This is a genomic window from Microbacterium sp. 22195, from assembly GCF_052056515.1.
Taxonomy (GTDB): Bacteria; Actinomycetota; Actinomycetes; order Actinomycetales; family Microbacteriaceae; genus Microbacterium.
In genome coordinates this window covers 555,813-573,837 of the sequence record NZ_JBQEPE010000001.1, presented here as the reverse complement: position 1 = coordinate 573,837, position 18,025 = coordinate 555,813, and the positions used below count along the sequence as shown (strand labels likewise).

Here is an 18,025-nt window from a genome sequence, read left to right as displayed (position 1 = left end):
GGGCGTGTCTGAAATCACCCCTGATCTTGTGCGCCATCTCGGCGTGCTCGCGCGCATCCAGCTCTCCGACGACGAGGTGACCCAGCTGACCGGTCAGCTCGACGCCATCGTCGACAACATCGCGAAGGTGTCCGAGGTGGCGACCCCCGACGTCGTCGCCACCAGCCACCCGATCGCGATGAGCAACGTCTTCCGTCCCGACGAGGTCGGTCAGACGCTCACGCACGAGCAGGTGCTGCAGAACGCCCCGGATTCCGCCGACGGACGATTCCGCGTGACCGCGATCCTGGGAGAAGAGCAGTGAGCGACATCATCCGCCTGACCGCGGCAGAGCTCGGCGAGAAGCTCGCCGCGCGCGAGATCTCCAGCGTCGAGGCCACCCAGGCGCACCTGGACCGCATCGCCGCCGTCGAATCCGACGTGCGCGCCTTCCTGCACGTCAACGAGAACGCGCTGGCCGCTGCCGGCGAGATCGACGCGCGCCGCGCCGCCGGCGAGCAGCTCGGCCCGATCGCCGGCGTCCCGCTGGCCGTCAAGGACGTGCTGGTCACCACGGACATGCCCTCCACCAGCGGATCGAAGATCCTCGAGGGGTACATGTCGCCGTTCGACGCCACGGTCGTCGCGCGCGCCCGCGCCGCCGGCCTGGTCCCGCTCGGCAAGACCAACATGGACGAGTTCGCCATGGGGTCCTCCACCGAGCACTCCGCGTTCGGCCCCACCCGCAACCCGTGGGACCTGAACCGCATCCCCGGCGGCTCCGGCGGTGGCTCGGCCGCCGCCGTGGCGGCGTTCGAGGCTCCGCTGGCGCTCGGCTCCGACACCGGCGGCTCGATCCGTCAGCCCGCCCACGTGACCGGCACGGTCGGCACCAAGCCCACCTACGGCGGTGTGAGCCGTTACGGTTCGATCGCTCTGGCCTCCAGCCTGGACCAGGTCGGGCCCGTCACCCGCACGGTGCTCGACGCGGGTCTGCTGCACGACGTGATCGGCGGCTACGACGCGAACGACTCCACCTCCCTGCGCGACGAGTGGCCCTCGTTCGCCGCCGCGGCCCGCGAGGGCGCGAACGGCGAGGTCCTCAAGGGGCTGAAGGTGGGCGTGATCAAGGAGCTGCCCGACTCCGGCTTCCAGTCGGGCGTCGCGGCGTCCTTCCGTGAGTCGCTCGCCCTGATGGAGGCGCAGGGCGCCGAGATCGTGGAGATCTCCGCCCCGCACTTCGAGTACGGCGTGGCGGCGTACTACCTGATCCTGCCCGCGGAGGCATCCAGCAACCTGGCCAAGTTCGACTCCGTGCGCTTCGGCCTGCGCGTCACCCCCGAGGGCGGCGCGACGGTCGAGGACGTGATGTCCGCCACCCGCGAGGCCGGTTTCGGTCCCGAGGTGAAGCGCCGCATCATCCTCGGCACCTACGCGCTCTCGGCCGGCTACTACGACGCGTACTACGGCAGCGCGCAGAAGGTCCGCACGCTGATCCAGCGCGACTTCGACCAGGCGTTCGCGCAGGTCGACGTCATCGCCACGCCCACGGCTCCGACCACCGCGTTCAAGCTCGGCGAGAAGATCGACGACCCGCTGCAGATGTACCTGAACGACCTGACCACGATCCCGGCGAACCTCGCCGGTGTCCCCGGCATCTCGATCCCGTCCGGTCTGGCCGCCGAGGACGGACTGCCCGTCGGCATCCAGTTCCTCGCTCCCGCCCGGGAGGACGCCAGGCTGTACCGCGTCGGCGCGGCGCTCGAGGCCGCGCTGGTGGATGCCTGGGGCGCACCGCTGCTGGAGAAGGCACCCGTCCTGGGAGGAGCACGCTGATGGCCGCCGTCAAGCTGATGGACTTCGACAAGGCTCTCGAACTGTTCGAGCCGGTGCTCGGCTTCGAGGTGCACGTCGAGCTGAACACGCGCACGAAGATGTTCTCCGCTGCGCCGAACCCCGCCAACGAGGAGTTCCACGGCGCCGAGCCGAACACCCTCATCGCGCCGGTGGACCTGGGCCTTCCCGGCTCGCTGCCGGTGGTCAACGCCACCGCCGTGCGCTCGTCGATCAGCCTGGGTCTCGCGCTGGGCTGCTCGATCGCCGAGTCCAGCCGCTTCGCCCGGAAGAACTACTTCTACCCGGACCTCGGCAAGAACTACCAGATCTCGCAGTACGACGAGCCGATCGCCTTCGAGGGCTCGGTCGAGGTCGAGCTGGAGGACGGCACCCTGGTGACCATCCCGGTCGAGCGCGCGCACATGGAGGAGGACGCCGGAAAGCTCACCCACATGGGCTCCACGGGTCGCATCCAGGGTGCCGAGTACTCGCTGGTGGACTACAACCGTGCGGGCGTGCCGCTGGTGGAGATCGTCACGAAGCCGATCTTCGGCGCGGAGCACCGCGCGCCGGAGTACGCCAAGGCGTACATCTCGGCCATCCGCGACATCGTCCGCGGCCTGGGCATCTCCGAGGCACGGCTGGAGCGCGGCAACCTGCGCTGCGACGCCAACGTCTCGCTCCGCCCGCGCGGCCAGGAGAAGCTCGGCACCCGCACCGAGACCAAGAACGTCAACTCCATGCGCTCGGTCGAGCGCGCGGTGCGCTACGAGATCCAGCGCCAGGCGGCGATCCTCGCCGACGGCGGATCGATCACGCAGGAGACGCGGCACTGGCATGAGGACACCGGCACGACCTCGCCGGGTCGTCCGAAGTCGGATGCCGATGACTACCGCTACTTCCCGGAGCCCGACCTGCTTCCCGTGCAGCCCTCGCGCGAGCTGGTGGAGGAGCTGCGCGCCGCACTGCCCGAGCAGCCCGTCGCGCGTCGCCGCAGGCTGAAGGCCGAATGGGGCTTCACCGACCTGGAGTTCCAGGACGTGCGCAACGGCGGACTCGTCGAGGTCGTCGAGGCGACCATCGCGGCCGGGGCGACGCCGGCATCCGCCCGCAAGTGGTGGACGGGCGAGATCACGCGTCTTGCGAACGCCGCCGAGCAGGACGCGTCCGAGCTGGTCAGCCCGGAGAACGTCGCCGCACTGCAGAAGCTCGTCGACGCGGGAACCCTGACGGACAAGCTGGCGCGCCAGGTGCTCGAGGGCGTCATCGCCGGTGAGGGCACCCCGCAGCAGGTCGTGGATGCCCGCGGCCTGGCCGTGGTCTCCGACGACGGCGCCCTGATCGCCGCCATCGACGAGGCGCTTGCCGCTCAGCCGGACGTGATGGCGAAGATCAAGGACGGCAAGGTGCAGGCCGCCGGCGCGATCATCGGTGCGGTGATGAAGGCCATGAAGGGCCAGGCCGACGCCGCCCGCGTGCGGGAGCTGATCCTGGAGCGCGCCGCCCAGCAGTGACCGTCCGGGCTGCTGTTCAGATCGCGTGAGCGCTGGACAGCAGCCCGGCGCTCAGCAGTCGCGCGACGGCGCGGAGGCTGGCGGCCTCGTGCAGATGCTCGCGGTCCGAGGAGGCCGCCTCCAGCGGGCGGGCGGTGATGGTCGCCGCCCACGCCGACGCCGCGGCGCGCAGCGCGCGCGTGTCCACTGCGGCGGTCAGGCTGGCTCCCAGCGCGTGCTCGATCGTCTCGTGCAGGGCATGGCGGTAGCGGGTGAGCACGGCGCGCACCTCCGGACGGGTGTGCGCCTCGTGCCAGATCACCTCCCGAAGCACGCCGGATGCGTCGCGGTCGCCGAGCACGCGCTCGCCCACGTTGACCAGCGTCTGCACCGGATCCCCCGGCACCGCCAGGGCTGCAGGGTCGAGCGCCGCGGGATCGAGCCGCTCCTCGAGCAGCGCGCTGAGAATCTCCGGCTTGGTGCGGAAGTAGTAGAACAGCAGGCCCTTGGGCACTCCCGCGGCATCCGCGAGGCGTGCCGTGGAGGTCCCGTCGAAGCCGTGACGGGCGAAGAGCGCCTCCGCCGCATCCAGGATGCGGCTGCGGGTGCGCACCGGATCGGCGTCCTCGGTCATCTCGCCCTCCCGGCATCCTCGTGTCGTGATGCGGGGCGGCGGTCGCCCGTCGCCCCGATCTCTGTCGTGCGCTGCAGGTCAGGCGTGCGCTGCCCGATGTCCGCCGGGACTCGCATGATGCGCCTTCTCAGCGGGTACGAGCGCCCAGAGCCCTGCGACCACTCCGACACCACCGCAGATCCACGCGGTCCATGCGGGACCGGCGCTTCCGGCGAAGGAGCCGAACCACGGCGAGAGGAACAGCAGCGCACCGATCGCGGCGAGGATCCACTCCATCGACACGAGTCCCGGCGCCGCCAGGCTCCACACCGCGGCCGCGATCATCAGGATGCCCAGCACGACCATCATGGAGACCGACGCGCCTGTGCGCGGAGTCGTCCACATGGTCGCCAGGACGGCGTACAGTCCGGCGGCGACGGCCACCCAGTCCTGCCAGCGTGTCCACCTCTTCATTGAACTCATCCTCCTTGCAGAAAGAATGGCTCCCGAATCGGGGGTCGAGGCCCAGTGTACGCCCGGTTTTGACCGAACGGTCAAGTTTCGTGCATCCGGTGTCGGCGGCCTCCGGGAGAATGGAGGGATGGGACGTGGAGACGGATCGGGACGGCTCGTCTCGCCGGAGGGAGCGGACGATGCCGGGACCGGCATCCTGCACGTCGACATGGACGCGTTCTACGCCTCGGTCGAGATCCTGTACGACCCGTCCCTGCGCGGACTGCCCCTGATCATCGGGGCGCCGGACGGCCGCTCGGTGGTGTCGAGCGCGTCGTACGAGGCGCGACGCTTCGGCGTCCGCAGCGCGATGCCGGTGTCGCAGGCGCTGCGTCTGTGCCCTCAGGCGCGTGTGGTCCCACCCGACTTCACGAAGTACCGGGCCGTCTCCTCCGCGGTGATGGACGTGTTCCACAGCGTCACCCCGCTGGTGGAGCAGCTCTCGATCGACGAGGCGTTCCTCGACGTGCGCGGCGTCCGGCGACTGTGGGGCAGCCCGGGGCGGATCGCGGTGCTGCTGCGTCGGCGCGTGCAGGAGGAGGTGGGCATCACCTGCAGCGTGGGTGTGGCCGCGACGAAGCACGTCGCGAAGATGGCGTCCACCATCTCCAAGCCGGACGGGATGCTCATCGTGCCGGCCGCGCGCACCCAGGAGTTCCTCGATCCGCGGCCGGTCGGCGCGATGTGGGGTGTGGGTCCGAAGGCCGCCGAGGCGCTGGAGCGACGCGGCATCCGCCTCATCCGCGATGTGCGCGAGACGCCGCTCGACGCGCTGTCCCGCGCCGTGGGTCCCGCGCTGGCGCAGCGGATGCAGCAGCTCGCGCGCGGCGAGGACGCCCGCGCGGTGCAGACCGAGCGCGTGGAGAAGAGCGTCGGACACGAGGAGACGTTCGAGCACGACATCGCGGATGCCGAACTGCTGCGCTCCGAGCTGCTGCGCCTGGCCGACCGGGTCGGTGCTCGCCTGCGCTCGAGCGGCTGGCAGGCGGGCGCCGTCGCGATCAAGATCCGCTTCGCCGACTTCTCCACCCTCAGCCGCACCGTGTCGCTGCCCGAGCCGACCGAGGTCGGCCAGCGGATCGGGGAGATTGCCGTCGCGCTGTTCGACCAGATCGCGAGGCGTGATCCCGTGCGTCTGGTGGGGGTGCGGGCCGAGAAGCTCCGGGAGGCGTCGGGCGGCGCGCTCGCGCTCTGGGACGACGACGAGGACCAGCGCCGGCTGGAGGGGACGCTCGACGACGCCAGGGCGCGGTTCGGCGTCGGCATGATCACCCGGGCCAGGCATGTCGGCCGATCCGGCGATCGGTCCGCGGGCGAGCAGCCGAGGCCGTTCGGCCGGGAGTGAGCGTCGCGACAGTCCTGCGCGTCGGCTAGCGTGGGAGGATGCCGAACATTGCACTGAAGCTGGGCGAGCAGGCCGCATCCTTCGGAGTGAAGGGTGCCTATGGTGAGTCCCTCGAGATCGACGGCGTGAGCGTCACGCCAGTTGCGCTGACGATCACGGGCTTCGCCGGCGGTGGCGTGGAACAGGGTGAGGGCGGAACCGGTGGCGGCATCGCCGTCCCGCTCGGCGTGTACGTCCGCCGCGAGGAGGGGCTGCGGTTCGAGCCGAACATCGTCTCGCTGCTGGCCGTCGCCGTGCCCTTCGTGTGGGTGGTCGGCCGCGCTCTCAGCCGTGTGATCCGTGCACTCAAGAAGTGACGATCCGCTCGATGCCGCGCTGACCGCGGCGACCGCGCGCATCCGCGACGCGATCCTCGCCGTTCAGGCGTCCAACCCCGTGGTGGTGATCGACGGACGCAGCGGTGCGGGCAAGAGCAGCCTTGCCGCGCGGGTGATGCGCGCGTGGCCTCTGCGCACTCCGGCTCAGCTGATCGCGCTGGATTCCATCTACCCCGGATGGACCGGGCTCGAGGAGGGCGCGGAGATCGCCCGGGAGTCGGTGCTCGTGCCGCACGGCCGCGGGCTGCTGGGGACCTGGCACCGCTGGGACTGGGAGCGCGAGCAGACGGCCGAGGCGCATGCGGTCGATCCGGCGCTGGGACTGGTGCTGGAGGGGTGCGGCGCACTGACGCCGGCATCCGCTCGTCTGGCGGACGTGACGGTGTGGGTCGACGGTCCCCACGCGTCCCGGCGCACCAGGGCGCTGGAGCGGGACGGAGACGGGTTCCGGCCGTTCTGGGACATGTGGGCGGCACAGGAGGACGCGCACATGGCCGCCCACGATCCGCAGAGCCTCGCCGGGATCAGCATCCGCACGCCGTAGTGGTGCCGGCTCACTCCTCGTCCAGGCGGTCGGCGAGCTGGACGAGCAGCTCCAACCGGTAGCCCAGCCAGTCGTACGTGCCGTAGCGGGGATCGTCGGGATCATGTCGGTCGTCGCGGTCGATGCCCAGGCGCGAGGCGAGGACGAGTCGCATCGCCGAGAGCGTCCGCAGCCAGCCGTCCAGGTCCGCGCGGGGGACCTCGACGATGTCGGCGCCGGCATCCGTCTCGAACCGCTCCAAGGCCGTCCGGACGGTCCGCGCGTCCGAGATCCGCTGGCCGACGAGGTCGTCGCGCGTGCCGCGCCGGTACTCCTCGGCCGCCGCCGGGTCGTCGGGGTAGGCGTCGGGCGCGAGACGCTCCAGCGCCTCGTCCGGAGTCTCGCGCGGTGCATCCAGCAGCGCGACGAAGTCGTCGAGGAGAGCGATGAGGTGACGACCCTCGATGCTCGCGAACGGGACGGACAGCGCGCCACCGGTCATTCGCCCGCCTCCCGCACCGTCGCCCACAGCCCGAAGCCGTGCATCGCCTGGGCGTGCACCTCCATGGTCTCGCGCGGACCGGTCGCGACGACCGCGTGCCCGTCGTTGTGCACCGCCAGCATGAGCCGGTTGGCCTTCTCCTGCGGGTAGCCGAAGTAGGTGCGGAAGATGCGGGCGACGTAGCTCATCAGGTTCACGGGGTCGTCCCACACCACCAGCTGCCAGGGCACCAGCGGTGCGGCTGTCAGCTGCTCGTCCATCACCGGGACGGATGCCGGCCCGCTCATGCCCACCCCAGTTCATGGAGCTGCTCGTCGTCGATGCCGAAGAAGTGCGCGATCTCGTGCACGAGGGTCGTGTGGATCTCGTCGCGCAGCTGCTCCTCGTCGTCGCACTCGGCCAGATGCGGCTCGCGGTACACGATGATCCGGTCGGGGAGTTCGCCCATGCCGTACTGCCCGCGTTCGGTCAGGGCGAAGCCCTCGTACAGGCCGAACAGCTCCTCGCCGTCCTCCGCGGCGTCCTCGACCACGAACACCACGTTCTCGAGGCCGTCGACCATGTCGTCGGGGAGCAGATCGAGTTCGTCGACCACGAGCCGCTCGAACTCCTCGGCATCCATCTCCATACCTCGATGCTATCCAGGCCCAGGCTCACCGGTCGTTCGTGTGAGAACTCTCATGCCGGGAGGCCGGATTTCATAGGATGCGCGGATCGGCCGGCGATTGGCTCGTCTCATGGTCATCACGGAGAGAGAGCTCGTCCAGGACGAGCAGCGTCGCGAGCGGCACCGGCCGGTGCTGCGGGCCGCGGCGCTGCCCGCGGGCATCGGGGTCGCCGTCGCTCTCGTCGACTACATCGGCGCGGGCATCCCGTCCTATTGGGGCGACGAGGCCGCGAGCGTCATGTCCGGCCAGCGGTCGCTGCCCAGCCTGCTGCAGGAGCTGAGCGCGGTGGATGCCGTGCACGGCCTCTACTACATGCTGCTGCACGTCTGGATGTGGGCGTTCGGCACGGGGGAGTGGGCGACCAGGGCGCTCAGCGCGATCGCTGTCGGCGCACTGGCCGTGGGCGTGTTCACGCTCGGCCGGATGTGGTTCGACCGGCGCACCGCGATCATCGCGGGCGCACTGGTGGCGGTCATTCCGCGCGCCAGCGCGCTGGCCATCGAGACGCGCGGGTACGCCATCACCGCAGCGGCCGTCGTCTGGCTGACCGTGCTGTTCTCGCATCTGCTGCGGCAGGGCGCTCCGAGGCGCCGCTGGGTGCTGTTCGGGGTGCTGGCCGGCCTGTGCTCCTGGTTCTTCCTCTACCTGCTGCTGGTGCCGCTCGCGCTCTGTGCGGTGACGTTCCTCGTCCCGCACCGCGGCGCCCTGCTGCGACGCGGCGTGCGCGGACTCCGCGGCGACCTGACGGCGGCGGCCGCGGCGACGCTCATCGCGGCGCTGCCGATCATCACGCTGGCGGCGTTTCAGCGCAATCAGGTGAGCTTCCTGGCCCACCGCGGCTATCTGTCGCCGAAGGGCGTGCTCGTCACGCCCTGGTTCACGCACGGCGCGGTCGCCGCCGTCATGTGGGTCCTGATCGCCCTCGGCGTCGCGTTCGCCCTGCGCCGGCCCGCCGAGCGCACGAGCGCGCGTCTCGCTCTGACCTGGCTTCTCGCGCCGGCCGCGGTGCTCATCGCCGTCGACGTCATCGTCGCCCCCACGTACAACCCGCGCTACCTCGCGATCAGCCTGGGCGCGGTCGCCCTGCTCGCCGCGCGGGGGCTGATCGGCATCCTGTCCGTGGTCGGACGCCGGATGCCGGGTCTGGCGCCGGTCGCGGCCGTCGTGCTGGCAGCCGTGGTGCTGGGCGTCACGGTGCCGCAGTACCTGCATCAGCGCACGCCGTATGCGAAGGACGGCGGAGCCGACTTCCGATTCGCCGCCCAGGTCGTCGGGCAGCGAGCGCACCTCGGGGATGCGGTGCTGTTCGGCGAAGGTCCGCGACCCTCCCGCACGTCGAGGCTGGCCTTCCGGCTCTATCCGGAGGACTTCGCCGGCCTGCAGGACCCGCAGCTGCTCGCCTCGTACGACACCCGCGCCGGGCTCTGGGACGAGCTCGCCTCCGTCTCGGCGACGGCACCGGAGCTGCAGGAGAGCACCGTCTGGCTGCTGGAGGCGAAGGGCGCCCGGACCGCCTCCGCCGACCTGTCCGCGCTGCGTCGCGCCGGCTACACGCTCACGGCACAGCAGCACGTGCACCGCACCACCGTCTACGAGTTCACCAAGGGAGCCCATCATGCCTGAGACGACCGTCGTCATCCTGCCGACCTACAACGAGTCCGAGACGCTTCCCGGGATGATCTCCCGCATCCGCGCGGCGGTGCCCGAGGCCGACCTGCTGATCGTCGACGACTCCTCGCCGGACGGCACCGGAGCGCTCGCTGACGCCATCTCCTACGCCGATCCCGCTGTGCACGTGCTGCACCGCACGGTCAAGCAGGGCCTCGGCCCCGCCTACCTCGCGGGCTTCAGCTGGGCGCTCCGCCACGGGTACGACCGCGTGGTGCAGAGCGACGCCGACGGGTCGCACCGGCCGGAGGACCTGCCCGCGCTGCTGGCGGCGTCCGAGGACGCCGACCTCGTGATCGGCTCGCGGTGGGTCGCCGGGGGATCGGCACCGGGATGGGCCTGGCGGCGCCTCCTCCTCTCACGCGCCGGCAGCCGGTATGCGGGGATCATGCTGCGCCTGCCGCAGCGCGACATCACCGGCGGGTACCGCGTGTTCCGCGCGGATGCCCTGGACCGCATCGTCCGCGCCGGCATCGGCAGCCGTGGATACTGCTTCCAGATCGAGATGCTCGACCGCGCCGTCGCCGTCGGCGGTCGCATCGTCGAGGTGCCGATCACCTTCGACGTGCGCGGCGGCGGCGAGTCCAAGATGTCGGGTCGCATCGTCGTCGAGGCGCTGCGACAGGTGACGGCATGGGGCATCGCCCGCCGGCTGCACCCGCACTCCGACCGGGCGGTGGTGCAGGCGCCGCGGGAGCACGCCCATGTCTGAGCGGGCGATGACGGACGGCCGCGCGGGAGCCCTGCTCACCCAGGTGGTGCGCTTCGGCGTCGTGGGCGGCATGGGCTTCATCGTCGACATCGCGGTGTTCAACGTGCTGCGCGCCCACACCCCGTTCGGGTGGGCGTGGTGGCCGGTCGCGGCCAAGGCGATCTCGACCGTGCTGGCGATCGCCGTCAACTGGATCGGCAACCGGTCCTGGACCTTCCGCGAGCACCGCCGCGCGGACACCGGGCGCGAGGCCGTGGAGTTCCTCGTCGCGAGCCTGATCGGCGGGGGCGTGTCGCTGCTGTGCCTGGTGGTGTCGCGCGACGTGCTCGGCCTCACCAGCGCGCTCGACGACAACGTCTCGGCGAACGTGGTCGGGCTGCTCCTCGGCTCCGCCGTGCGCTTCTGCGCCTACCGCTGGTGGGTGTTCGGAGACCGGCGTCTGCCGTCACCGGAGCCGTCCGGGGAGTCGGAGATGAGCGGGATGCGGATGCCGACCTCGGCCCCCGCGATGCGATCCGAGGAGATGGACGCCGAGCCGCCTGCCAGCTCCGCCACGCGTGCGACGATCGCCAGGCCCAGCCCGCCGCCCGCGTAGGCGGAGGAGTCGCTGCGCGTGAAGCGCTCGAACGCCCGGTCGGCGACCGACGGATCGAAGCCGGGTCCGTCGTCGGCCACGATCAGCTCGATGTCCGCGGCGTTCTGACGCAGCGTGACCGCCACGTGCACCGGGTCGCCCTTCGACGCGCGCAGCGCGTTGTCGATCAGGTTGTCGACCACCCGCGCGGCATCCGCCCGGTCGAGCCGAGCTCGCGCCTCAGGCGCGGAGAGGTCGAGGTCGAGGTCGACGGAGCCGCGCAGATCGGAGGCCGGCTCGGCGAGTCGCCAGCGCACGTCGTCGACGCGTTCCGTGATCTCCTCGGCGAGTTCGCGGAGCGTGCTGTCGCCCGAGGCCGCGCCGGCTTCGATCCGCGACAGTTCCAGCATGCTCTGCGCGAGCCGGATGAGCCGGTTGAGGGTGGCGCGGGACTCGGCCAGCAGGGTGCGATCGGCATCCGGGTCGGCACCGTCGACGAGCTCGAGCTGCGCGCGCAGCACGGCGAGCGGATTGCGCAGCTCATGACTCGCGTCCGCCACCATCTGCTGCTCCCGCGCGCTGGCGGCCCGGACGTCCTCGATCAGCTGGTTGAGGGTGCGGGCGAGCGAGTCGATCTCGTCGCCGGCGCTGCCGACGGGCAGCAGCTCCTTCTCGCTGCGTCGCAGGGCGAGGCGCTCCGCGCTGCGCCTGAGACGCTCCACCGGACGGAGCGCGGCCGTGGCGATCACCCACGCGCCCGCGGCGAAGATCACGGCGCTGCCGATCACCAGGACCCACAGCAGGGCGACGACACCCGACACGATTCCCGCGGCGATGTCGCTGTCGCGGGTCACCAGCACCGTCCAGGTGCCCTGCGGCGTCTCGACGGCGTCGACGTACACGTAGTAGGTCTCGCCGTGATGCACCTCGCGCAGCGTGGGGCCGGGGACGGTGAGCTCGTCGATCCGGGTCCGGAGGGCCTTGGGCAGCGTGTTCATCTTCTCGGTCCCGTCCGGGGCGATGATGGCCACGTGCTGGTCGATGCCGGGCTTCTCGAACGGCTCGGACGGATCCTCGACGATGATGCCGCGATAGACCTCGGCGATGTTGTGCAGCACAGCCTTCTCGCGCGACACGGCGATCGAGGAGATCTGCGCGTAGACCGCGATGCACGCGGCCAGCACCAGCAGCACCACCACGGCGGTGGAGCCGATGATGATCCGGGCGCGGATCGACAGCGTGCGTCTCATCCGGCCGCCTCGGGCTCCGGTGCGGAGATCAGTCGGAAGCCGACGCCGCGCACGGTCTCGATGCGCACGCCGGAACCCGCATCCGCGAGCTTGCGCCGGATGTAGCCGACGTACTGGTCGACGACGTTGGAGGCGAAGTGCGGCGACCCCCAGATCTCGGACAGGATCCACTCGCGGCTCAGCGTGTCGTCCGGCCGCTCCAGGAAGGCTCGCAGCAGGTCGAACTCGCGGCGGCTGAGAGGGACGTCGGCTCCGTCCACCTGCGCGGCCGCGCGGTCGACGGCGACGGTGATGTCGCCGACCTCGAGGCGATGGCTCTCCAGGTGGTCGCGACGTCGCAGAGCACGCAACCGGGCGAACAGTTCCGCGAACTCGAACGGCTTGATCAGGTAGTCGTCCGCCCCGGCATCCAGACCGCGCACCCGATCTCCGAGAGCATCGCGCGCGGTGAGCAGCAGGATGCCGATCCGCTCGTCGCGATCGCGCAGCCGCGAAGCCAGTTCGAAGCCGTTCATCCCGGGAAGGTTCACGTCCACGACGGCGAGCTGGAACTCGTCCTGTCCGCCGGCGAGCAGCGCCGCGATGCCGTCACCAACGGCGGTGACCTCATAGCCCTCGCGCCGCAGATGGCGCGCGATGAGATCGGCGAGCTGCGGCTCGTCGTCCACGACCAGAACCCGGGTGACCACATACGGATTCTAGGTGCGGGGGCGCCGCTTCCCGGGATGCGAAGAGCCCCGGCGTCATGACGCCGGGGCTCTTCCTCTGGGTGGCTAACGGGGCTTGAACCCGCGACCCCCGCGACCACAACGCGGTGCTCTACCAACTGAGCTATAGCCACCATGTGCCCGCCGGAGCAGGCAACTCCACGAGTCTATTACATGTTCGGGGCGAACTTTGACACGACGGCCGTGGAGATCTCGCGCGCCTCGTCCGAACTGGGTCCGGGCTCGGCGACGAAGACCGCTTCGCGGTAGTACTGCAGCTCGCGGATCGACTCCAGGATGTCGGCCAGAGCGCGGTGCCCGCCGTTCTTCTCAGGCGCCTGGAAGAACACGCGCGGGTACCACCGGCGGGACAGTTCCTTGACGCTGGACACGTCGACGTTGCGATAGTGCAGGTACTGGTCGATCTGCGGCATGTACTTGGCGAGGAACATCCGGTCGGTGCCGATCGTGTTGCCGGCGAGCGGTGCCTTGCGCTCCAGGGGGACGAACCGCTTGATGTACTCGAGCGTCCGCTCCTCGGCCTCGGCCAGCGACACGCCGCCGGGGATCTCCTCGATCAGCCCGGAGGTGCGGTGCATGTTCGTGACGAACTCGTTCATGTTCGCCAGCGCCGCGTCGTCCGGCTTGATCACGATCTGGAATCCGGGATCGAGCGGGCGCAGCTCGAAGTCGGTGATGACGACGGCGATCTCGACCAGCTCGTCGACCGCGAGGTCGAGGCCCGTCATCTCGCAGTCGATCCAGACGAGCCGATCGTTCTCAGACGCAGAAACCATGCCTCGATCTTATCGACGGGTCCGACACGGTAATCTGGGGGATCTCGCCTCCTTAGCTCAGTGGATAGAGCAACAGCCTTCTAATCTGTCGGTCGCTGGTTCGAATCCAGCAGGGGGCACGACACGGCATCGTCCGCCGGACGCCGGGACGGTGACGCTCAGACGTCGGGCTGAGCCGGTTCGATCCGGACGCGACGCGCGATCCGCTCTCCCAGACGATGCGCGGCGGCATCCAGCTCGTCGGGCCGCCGGCCGGACGCGAGCCGGATCGCGGTCTCGCCGCCGGCGGATGCCGGATCCTGGCACACCAGCTCCAGCCAGGAGCCGCCGGGGCCCTTCGCCGGGCTGAGCTTCCGCACAACCACGGCGAGCACCCGTTCCAGGGGGATGACGAGCAGCTCCCGATCGCAGACGATCAGCGCGGCACCGTCCTGGGACAGGCTCACGGTTCCCTGCAGCTCCGCGCAGCGCGGAACCGGGTCGCGGGCGAACTCGACCGTGGTGGGCAGCGGACGCGCTGTCGCGAGCCGCGCCGCGGCCGCCCTCCCTCCGCTGCCCGGAAGGTGCAGCACGACGGAGGCGGTGTCGATCCAGCGCGCCTCCCGCTCGGACGCCGCCCGCCGGTAGCCGGGTGAGAACGCCACTCGGCAGGCGGTCACCAGGCGCGGGTCCCGCTCGTGCGCGCGATTCCTGGAGACGAACGACTGGAGTGACGGCGGCCAGACCGTGAGCGTGATGCCTGCCGGCCCCGCGGTCCAGGCGCAGCCGACGGTGTTGGCCTTGCGACCGATCTCCGCGGGCCCGAGCAGCGTGCAGAAGGACTCCGCGGCGATCCGGATGTTCTCGAGAGGGTCATCCGACACCCAGACGCAGGTGAAGAAGAGGTCCGGCGGCTGCGTGCTCGAGGTGCGGAAGGCGTTCGCGGCGATCGGGAAGATCATGCCCTCGAGCCCGGCGCCCGCTCCCGCCACCGAGATCACATCCCAGTCGTAGGACGGATGCGGCGACGAACCGAACCGGGCGACGAGGTCCCGCGTGGATGTCCGCCAGGGGACCCCCTGATCGTCGAGCGCCCGCTGCACGGGGTTCATCCCGCCGGGCGGGACGGGAAGGACGGTCGGCCGGAAGTCAGGCAGCTGGTCGATCGGCGCGGGCATGCGCCCATTATCCGGTGGGCGTCCCTCGGCATCCCGTGCGCCGTGCCGTCGGCATCCGGAGCCGGGCCGACACGATGCGAGAATCGGGGCATGACTCGAATCAGCTGCCCGGTGCTCGCGACGAAGGTGACCTCCGCGGAGCACGCGGCGTCGTTCATCGACGACGGCGACAACGTCGCGATGAGCGGATTCACCGGAGCGGGCTATCCGAAGTCCGTGCCGACGGCGCTCGCGCACCGGATCCGCGCTGCGCATGACCGTGGCGAGCGGTTCAGCATCGGCCTGCTCACCGGGGCCTCGACCGGCGCCGAGGTCGACGGCGTGCTCGCCGAGGCCGAGGGCATCCACCTGCGCACGCCGTTCCAGTCCGACCCGGTGCTGCGAAGGCAGATCAATGACGGAGCGGTCGACTACATCGACACGCACCTGTCCCACCTCGCCCAGCAGGTGTGGTTCGGCTTCTACGGGACCATGAACGTCGCCGTGATCGAGGTGGCGGCGATCCTCCCCAACGGCCTGCTCGTGCCGTCGTCCTCGGTGGGCAACAACAAGACGTGGCTCGATCTGGCCGACAAGGTCATCATCGAGGTCAACAGCTGGCAGCCCCGCGCGTACGAGGGCTTCCACGATGTGTACTACGGCACCCGGCGCCCTCCGCTGCGCACGCCGGTGCAGATCACCGAGGCGACGCAGCGCATCGGAGACCCGTATCTCAAGGTCGATCCCGCCAAGGTGGTCGCCGTCGTCGAGACGCACGCCCCTGATCGCGACAACGTCTTCTCCCCGGTGGACGCGGCGTCGAAGGCGATGGCGGACCACATCCTCGACTTCCTGCGCTTCGAGGTGAAGGCGGGCCGGTTGCCCGAGAACCTGCTGCCGCTCCAGTCCGGTGTCGGCAACGTCGCGAACGCCGTGCTCGCGGGCCTCGAGGAATCGGAGTTCGAGCACCTGACGGCGTACACCGAGGTGATCCAGGACGAGATGCTGCGGCTGCTCGAGTCGGGGCGCTTCGATGCGATCTCCGCCACGTCTCTGTCGCTCACGCGGGAGATGGCGGAGTACTTCAACGCGAACATCGAGGCGTTCAAGGGAAGGATCCTGTTCCGCACGCAGGAGATGTCCAACCATCCGGAGATCGTGCGCCGACTCGGCGTGATCGCGATCAACGGCATGGTCGAAGCCGACATCTACGGGCACGTGAACTCGACGAACGTGCTTGGCAGCCAGATGATCAACGGCATCGGCGGATCTGGCGACTTCGCCCGCAACGCGTACCTGAACTTCTTCGTCTCCCCGTCGGTGGCGAAGAGGGGAGCGATCTCCGCCATCGTGCCGATGGCTTCGCATGTCGACCACACCGAGCACGACGTGCACGTGCTGGTCACCGAGCAGGGCATCGCCGATCTCCGCGGCCTGGCGCCGGTCAAGCGCGCGAGGAAGATCATCGAGAACTGCGCGCATCCCGACTACCGGGATCGGCTGCTGGACTACCTGGAGCGGGCGCAGGCGCAGGCGAACGGACGGCTGCACATGCCGCATCTGCTCGACGAGGCGCTGAGCTGGCACTCGGCGTTCGCGAAGACCGGGCACATGTGACGCTCCGCGCTGCGGAGTCAGCTCCGCAGCGCGGCCACCGCGTCATCGGCATCCCAGAACTCGCCCACCAGGCGGAAGGCACCGGACGGCAGATGCAGGCGCTCCGCGCGATAGCGGATGCCGAGCGGGTCGGCCACGACGCGCAGATGGCCGCGGATGGTTCCCGAGGCGGCGATCACACGCCAGAGATGATCGCCTGCCCGCTCGAGTCGCTCGGCGCGCGAACGGAGGACGGGGGTCTCCCACAGCACGGCGGGGAGGGCGTCGGTGATCGTGGTCATGGCTGCTCGCCTCCTTCATCCAGGAACTGCTCTCCTTCGAACATAAGGACGGCCACCGACATCGGCGTCCCGTAGACTCGAGGCCATGTCCGCAGCCTCGCCGTACGCCGCCCGACTCGGGGAGATTCCCACCGAGCGACGCGAGGTCGAGGTGCTGGGATCCACCACCGCCTACTGGGTCTACGGTTCCGCAGGCGAGGAGGCCCCGACTGTCATCGCCGTGCACGGCTTCCGCGGCGAGCACCACGGCCTGGAGCCGGTGATCGCGTACCTTCCCGATGTGCGGGTGATCTCACCCGACCTGCCCGGCTTCGGCGAGACCCCGCCGATCCCCGGGCGCGAGCACGACCTGGCGCTGTACTCCGGCTGGCTGGCCGAGTTCGCGCGCGCAGTGGCACCGGACGCCGTGATCCTCGGCCACTCCTTCGGATCGATCGTCTCGTCAGCCGCGGTCGCGGGCGGGCTGAAGACTCCGCAGCTGATCCTGATCAACCCGATCGGCGCCCCCGCGCTGGAGGGACCGAAGGGTGTGCTGACGCGACTCGCGGTGCTCTACTACTCGCTCGGCGCGCGACTCCCGGAGAGGATCGGCACCGCTCTGCTCCGCAACCCGCTGATCGTGCGCGTGATGAGCATCGCGATGGCCAAGACCAGGGACCCCGCGCTGCGGCGCTTCATCCACGACCAGCACGACACCTACTTCTCGCGATTCTCGGACCGCGACGTGCTGCACGACGCATTCGTCACGAGCGTCTCGCACGACGTGCGCGCGTTCGCCGGCGTGATCGACACGCCCACGCTCCTCATCGCGGCGCAGCGCGACGACATCACGCCCATCGAGGCCGAACGTCGTCTGGCGCGGATGTTCCCCGACGCCGAGCTGGTGGAGATCGCCGAGGTCGGGCACCTGATCCACTACGAGACGCCCGCGGAGGCCGCGGGCGCCATCCGTCGCTTCCTCAGGCTTCCCGTCGCGCGAGGCCGATGAGCCCCGCCACCCGGAAGGGGATGACCTCGCCCATGGCGAGTGAGGTCTCGGTGCGCTCCACGCCGTCGATCGACAGGATGCGCGCATCCGTGTCGAACAGATGGCGGGCGTCGCGGCAGGCCACACGGGCGAGCAGGTCGATCGATCCGCTCAGGCCGTGCGCCTGCACGACCTCGGGCACGCGCGCGAGTTCGGCGATGATCCGCGGCAGCTCGGTCTGCCGCACGCCGATGCTGATGAAGGCCTGCAGAGGGAAGCCCAGCACTTCGGTCGAGTAGGACCGCTCGTAGGACTCGAACACGCCCGTCTGCTCGAGCCGGGCCATCCGGGCCTGGATCGTGTTGCGGGAGAGGCGGAGCCGCTCGGCGAGGGCGACGACGGTGGTGCGCGGATCCTCCGCCAGTGCGGTGAGCAGTTCGAGATCGACGCGATCGAGGGCTGGCATA

21 protein-coding genes, 2 tRNA genes and 1 pseudogene are annotated in these 18,025 nt (G+C 70.3%); 12 read left to right on the top strand and 12 right to left on the bottom strand.

Annotated features, from left to right (window positions below; all coding sequences use genetic code 11):
• The first annotated feature begins 4 nt into the window (after positions 1–4).
• The 3 genes from gatC to gatB are packed head-to-tail and all read left to right on the top strand — an operon-like array spanning position 5 to position 3,329.
• Positions 5–304 carry an Asp-tRNA(Asn)/Glu-tRNA(Gln) amidotransferase subunit GatC gene (gatC, locus tag ACTJJ4_RS02835; RefSeq protein WP_285632389.1) on the top strand — a complete coding sequence of 100 codons (300 nt, stop codon included), beginning with the start codon at positions 5–7 and terminating at the stop codon, positions 302–304.
• Positions 301–1,815: an Asp-tRNA(Asn)/Glu-tRNA(Gln) amidotransferase subunit GatA gene (gene gatA, locus ACTJJ4_RS02830; protein ID WP_440941920.1), complete on the top strand. Its 1,515-nt coding sequence runs from the start codon at positions 301–303 to the stop codon at positions 1,813–1,815. The genes gatC and gatA overlap by 4 nt, the downstream gene beginning before the upstream one ends.
• Positions 1,815–3,329 carry an Asp-tRNA(Asn)/Glu-tRNA(Gln) amidotransferase subunit GatB gene (gene gatB, locus ACTJJ4_RS02825; RefSeq protein ID WP_440941919.1) on the top strand — a complete coding sequence of 505 codons (1,515 nt, stop codon included), beginning with the start codon at positions 1,815–1,817 and terminating at the stop codon, positions 3,327–3,329. Before gatA ends, gatB begins: the two co-directional genes overlap by 1 nt.
• A gap of 16 nt (positions 3,330–3,345) precedes the next feature.
• Here gatB and ACTJJ4_RS02820 read toward each other — a convergent pair whose 3' ends face one another.
• Together ACTJJ4_RS02820 and ACTJJ4_RS02815 are read right to left on the bottom strand one after the other, a co-directional pair.
• Positions 3,346–3,942: a TetR/AcrR family transcriptional regulator gene (locus ACTJJ4_RS02820; RefSeq protein WP_440941918.1), complete on the bottom strand. Its 597-nt coding sequence runs from the start codon at positions 3,940–3,942 to the stop codon at positions 3,346–3,348.
• Between the two features lie 78 nt (positions 3,943–4,020).
• On the bottom strand, positions 4,021–4,395 hold the full coding sequence (locus tag ACTJJ4_RS02815) for an SPW repeat protein (protein ID WP_440941917.1): 375 nt from the start codon (positions 4,393–4,395) through the stop codon (positions 4,021–4,023).
• A gap of 127 nt (positions 4,396–4,522) precedes the next feature.
• Here ACTJJ4_RS02815 and dinB point away from each other — a divergent pair, with 127 nt between their 5' ends.
• From dinB to ACTJJ4_RS02800, 3 genes are read left to right on the top strand one after another with little or no spacing between them, the layout of a single operon-like run.
• A complete protein-coding gene (gene dinB / locus ACTJJ4_RS02810; RefSeq protein WP_440941916.1) occupies positions 4,523–5,779 on the top strand; it encodes a DNA polymerase IV in 1,257 nt (418 codons plus the stop codon).
• A gap of 38 nt (positions 5,780–5,817) precedes the next feature.
• Positions 5,818–6,135 (top strand): hypothetical protein, encoded by a 318-nt coding sequence (locus tag ACTJJ4_RS02805; protein ID WP_292703323.1) that lies wholly within the window; start codon positions 5,818–5,820, stop codon positions 6,133–6,135.
• Positions 6,119–6,700, top strand: a complete 582-nt coding sequence (locus tag ACTJJ4_RS02800; protein WP_440941915.1) for a hypothetical protein — start codon at positions 6,119–6,121, stop codon at positions 6,698–6,700. The genes ACTJJ4_RS02805 and ACTJJ4_RS02800 overlap by 17 nt, the downstream gene beginning before the upstream one ends.
• Positions 6,701–6,710: 10 nt before the next feature.
• On the opposite strand, the gene ACTJJ4_RS02795 is transcribed toward ACTJJ4_RS02800, so the two are convergent.
• The 3 genes from ACTJJ4_RS02795 to ACTJJ4_RS02785 are packed head-to-tail and all read right to left on the bottom strand — an operon-like array spanning position 6,711 to position 7,809.
• On the bottom strand, positions 6,711–7,181 hold the full coding sequence (locus ACTJJ4_RS02795; protein ID WP_440941914.1) for a DUF2017 family protein: 471 nt from the start codon (positions 7,179–7,181) through the stop codon (positions 6,711–6,713).
• On the bottom strand, positions 7,178–7,468 hold the full coding sequence (gene clpS / locus ACTJJ4_RS02790) for an ATP-dependent Clp protease adapter ClpS (RefSeq protein ID WP_292703626.1): 291 nt from the start codon (positions 7,466–7,468) through the stop codon (positions 7,178–7,180). The genes ACTJJ4_RS02795 and clpS overlap by 4 nt, the downstream gene beginning before the upstream one ends.
• Positions 7,465–7,809 carry a metallopeptidase family protein gene (locus ACTJJ4_RS02785; protein ID WP_440941913.1) on the bottom strand — a complete coding sequence of 115 codons (345 nt, stop codon included), beginning with the start codon at positions 7,807–7,809 and terminating at the stop codon, positions 7,465–7,467. Before ACTJJ4_RS02785 ends, clpS begins: the two co-directional genes overlap by 4 nt.
• A 109-nt stretch (positions 7,810–7,918) precedes the next feature.
• Between ACTJJ4_RS02785 and ACTJJ4_RS02780 the strand changes: the two genes are divergently transcribed.
• Genes ACTJJ4_RS02780 through ACTJJ4_RS02770 form a run of 3 tightly spaced genes read left to right on the top strand, consistent with a single transcriptional unit; the run spans position 7,919 to position 10,824 of the window.
• Positions 7,919–9,472, top strand: a complete 1,554-nt coding sequence (locus tag ACTJJ4_RS02780; RefSeq protein WP_440941912.1) for a glycosyltransferase family 39 protein — start codon at positions 7,919–7,921, stop codon at positions 9,470–9,472.
• Complete coding sequence (locus tag ACTJJ4_RS02775; protein WP_440941911.1) at positions 9,465–10,229, top strand: polyprenol monophosphomannose synthase; 765 nt, start codon at positions 9,465–9,467, stop codon at positions 10,227–10,229. The genes ACTJJ4_RS02780 and ACTJJ4_RS02775 overlap by 8 nt, the downstream gene beginning before the upstream one ends.
• Positions 10,222–10,824: a GtrA family protein gene (locus ACTJJ4_RS02770; RefSeq protein ID WP_440941910.1), complete on the top strand. Its 603-nt coding sequence runs from the start codon at positions 10,222–10,224 to the stop codon at positions 10,822–10,824. Before ACTJJ4_RS02775 ends, ACTJJ4_RS02770 begins: the two co-directional genes overlap by 8 nt.
• On the opposite strand, the pseudogene ACTJJ4_RS02765 reads toward ACTJJ4_RS02770, so the two are convergent.
• The 4 genes and pseudogenes from ACTJJ4_RS02765 to orn form a co-directional block, all read right to left on the bottom strand.
• Positions 10,764–11,801: pseudogene (locus ACTJJ4_RS02765) on the bottom strand (sensor histidine kinase); the annotation flags it as partial. The gene ACTJJ4_RS02770 and the pseudogene ACTJJ4_RS02765 overlap by 61 nt on opposite strands.
• 248 nt (positions 11,802–12,049) lie before the next feature.
• Complete coding sequence (locus tag ACTJJ4_RS02760) at positions 12,050–12,742, bottom strand: response regulator transcription factor (RefSeq protein ID WP_440941909.1); 693 nt, start codon at positions 12,740–12,742, stop codon at positions 12,050–12,052.
• A gap of 79 nt (positions 12,743–12,821) precedes the next feature.
• A tRNA-His gene (locus ACTJJ4_RS02755) sits at positions 12,822–12,894 on the bottom strand.
• A 36-nt stretch (positions 12,895–12,930) separates the two neighbouring features.
• Positions 12,931–13,557, bottom strand: coding sequence for an oligoribonuclease (gene orn / locus ACTJJ4_RS02750; RefSeq protein WP_292703239.1), 627 nt, complete (start codon positions 13,555–13,557; stop codon positions 12,931–12,933).
• Between the two features lie 46 nt (positions 13,558–13,603).
• On the opposite strand from orn, the gene ACTJJ4_RS02745 reads away from it, so the two are divergent.
• Positions 13,604–13,676: transfer RNA gene (locus ACTJJ4_RS02745), tRNA-Arg, on the top strand.
• Between the two features lie 39 nt (positions 13,677–13,715).
• On the opposite strand, the gene ACTJJ4_RS02740 is transcribed toward ACTJJ4_RS02745, so the two are convergent.
• Positions 13,716–14,714, bottom strand: a complete 999-nt coding sequence (locus tag ACTJJ4_RS02740; RefSeq protein WP_440941908.1) for a hypothetical protein — start codon at positions 14,712–14,714, stop codon at positions 13,716–13,718.
• 90 nt (positions 14,715–14,804) lie between these two features.
• Here ACTJJ4_RS02740 and ACTJJ4_RS02735 point away from each other — a divergent pair, with 90 nt between their 5' ends.
• The gene (locus tag ACTJJ4_RS02735) at positions 14,805–16,310 is read left to right on the top strand and encodes an acetyl-CoA hydrolase/transferase family protein (RefSeq protein WP_440941907.1); all 1,506 of its coding nucleotides are present in this window, start codon (positions 14,805–14,807) and stop codon (positions 16,308–16,310) included.
• Between the two features lie 17 nt (positions 16,311–16,327).
• On the opposite strand, the gene ACTJJ4_RS02730 is transcribed toward ACTJJ4_RS02735, so the two are convergent.
• The gene (locus ACTJJ4_RS02730) at positions 16,328–16,591 is read right to left on the bottom strand and encodes a hypothetical protein (RefSeq protein ID WP_440941906.1); all 264 of its coding nucleotides are present in this window, start codon (positions 16,589–16,591) and stop codon (positions 16,328–16,330) included.
• Between the two features lie 85 nt (positions 16,592–16,676).
• Between ACTJJ4_RS02730 and ACTJJ4_RS02725 the strand changes: the two genes are divergently transcribed.
• On the top strand, positions 16,677–17,579 hold the full coding sequence (locus tag ACTJJ4_RS02725) for an alpha/beta fold hydrolase (RefSeq protein ID WP_440941905.1): 903 nt from the start codon (positions 16,677–16,679) through the stop codon (positions 17,577–17,579).
• On the opposite strand, the gene ACTJJ4_RS02720 is transcribed toward ACTJJ4_RS02725, so the two are convergent.
• Positions 17,551–18,024 (bottom strand): Lrp/AsnC family transcriptional regulator, encoded by a 474-nt coding sequence (locus tag ACTJJ4_RS02720; protein WP_285632329.1) that lies wholly within the window; start codon positions 18,022–18,024, stop codon positions 17,551–17,553. The genes ACTJJ4_RS02725 and ACTJJ4_RS02720 overlap by 29 nt on opposite strands.
• Between the last annotated feature and the right edge of the window lies 1 nt (position 18,025).

Excerpts from the sequence above, each read along its gene's own strand:
- orn (WP_292703239.1), bottom strand. The coding sequence starts at position 13,557 with ATGGTTTCTGCGTCTGAGAACGATCGGCTCGTCTGGATCGACTGCGAG.
- dinB (WP_440941916.1), top strand. The coding sequence starts at position 4,523 with ATGGGACGTGGAGACGGATCGGGACGGCTCGTCTCGCCGGAGGGAGCG.
- ACTJJ4_RS02785 (WP_440941913.1), bottom strand. The coding sequence starts at position 7,809 with ATGGAGATGGATGCCGAGGAGTTCGAGCGGCTCGTGGTCGACGAACTC.
- ACTJJ4_RS02770 (WP_440941910.1), top strand. The coding sequence starts at position 10,222 with ATGTCTGAGCGGGCGATGACGGACGGCCGCGCGGGAGCCCTGCTCACC.
- ACTJJ4_RS02730 (WP_440941906.1), bottom strand. The coding sequence starts at position 16,591 with ATGACCACGATCACCGACGCCCTCCCCGCCGTGCTGTGGGAGACCCCC.
- gatB (WP_440941919.1), top strand. The coding sequence starts at position 1,815 with ATGGCCGCCGTCAAGCTGATGGACTTCGACAAGGCTCTCGAACTGTTC.
- ACTJJ4_RS02740 (WP_440941908.1), bottom strand. The coding sequence starts at position 14,714 with ATGCCCGCGCCGATCGACCAGCTGCCTGACTTCCGGCCGACCGTCCTT.
- clpS (WP_292703626.1), bottom strand. The coding sequence starts at position 7,468 with ATGAGCGGGCCGGCATCCGTCCCGGTGATGGACGAGCAGCTGACAGCC.
- ACTJJ4_RS02725 (WP_440941905.1), top strand. The coding sequence starts at position 16,677 with ATGTCCGCAGCCTCGCCGTACGCCGCCCGACTCGGGGAGATTCCCACC.
- ACTJJ4_RS02795 (WP_440941914.1), bottom strand. The coding sequence starts at position 7,181 with ATGACCGGTGGCGCGCTGTCCGTCCCGTTCGCGAGCATCGAGGGTCGT.
- ACTJJ4_RS02775 (WP_440941911.1), top strand. The coding sequence starts at position 9,465 with ATGCCTGAGACGACCGTCGTCATCCTGCCGACCTACAACGAGTCCGAG.
- ACTJJ4_RS02805 (WP_292703323.1), top strand. The coding sequence starts at position 5,818 with ATGCCGAACATTGCACTGAAGCTGGGCGAGCAGGCCGCATCCTTCGGA.
- ACTJJ4_RS02780 (WP_440941912.1), top strand. The coding sequence starts at position 7,919 with ATGGTCATCACGGAGAGAGAGCTCGTCCAGGACGAGCAGCGTCGCGAG.
- ACTJJ4_RS02815 (WP_440941917.1), bottom strand. The coding sequence starts at position 4,395 with ATGAAGAGGTGGACACGCTGGCAGGACTGGGTGGCCGTCGCCGCCGGA.
- ACTJJ4_RS02735 (WP_440941907.1), top strand. The coding sequence starts at position 14,805 with ATGACTCGAATCAGCTGCCCGGTGCTCGCGACGAAGGTGACCTCCGCG.
- ACTJJ4_RS02720 (WP_285632329.1), bottom strand. The coding sequence starts at position 18,024 with ATGCCAGCCCTCGATCGCGTCGATCTCGAACTGCTCACCGCACTGGCG.
- ACTJJ4_RS02820 (WP_440941918.1), bottom strand. The coding sequence starts at position 3,942 with ATGACCGAGGACGCCGATCCGGTGCGCACCCGCAGCCGCATCCTGGAT.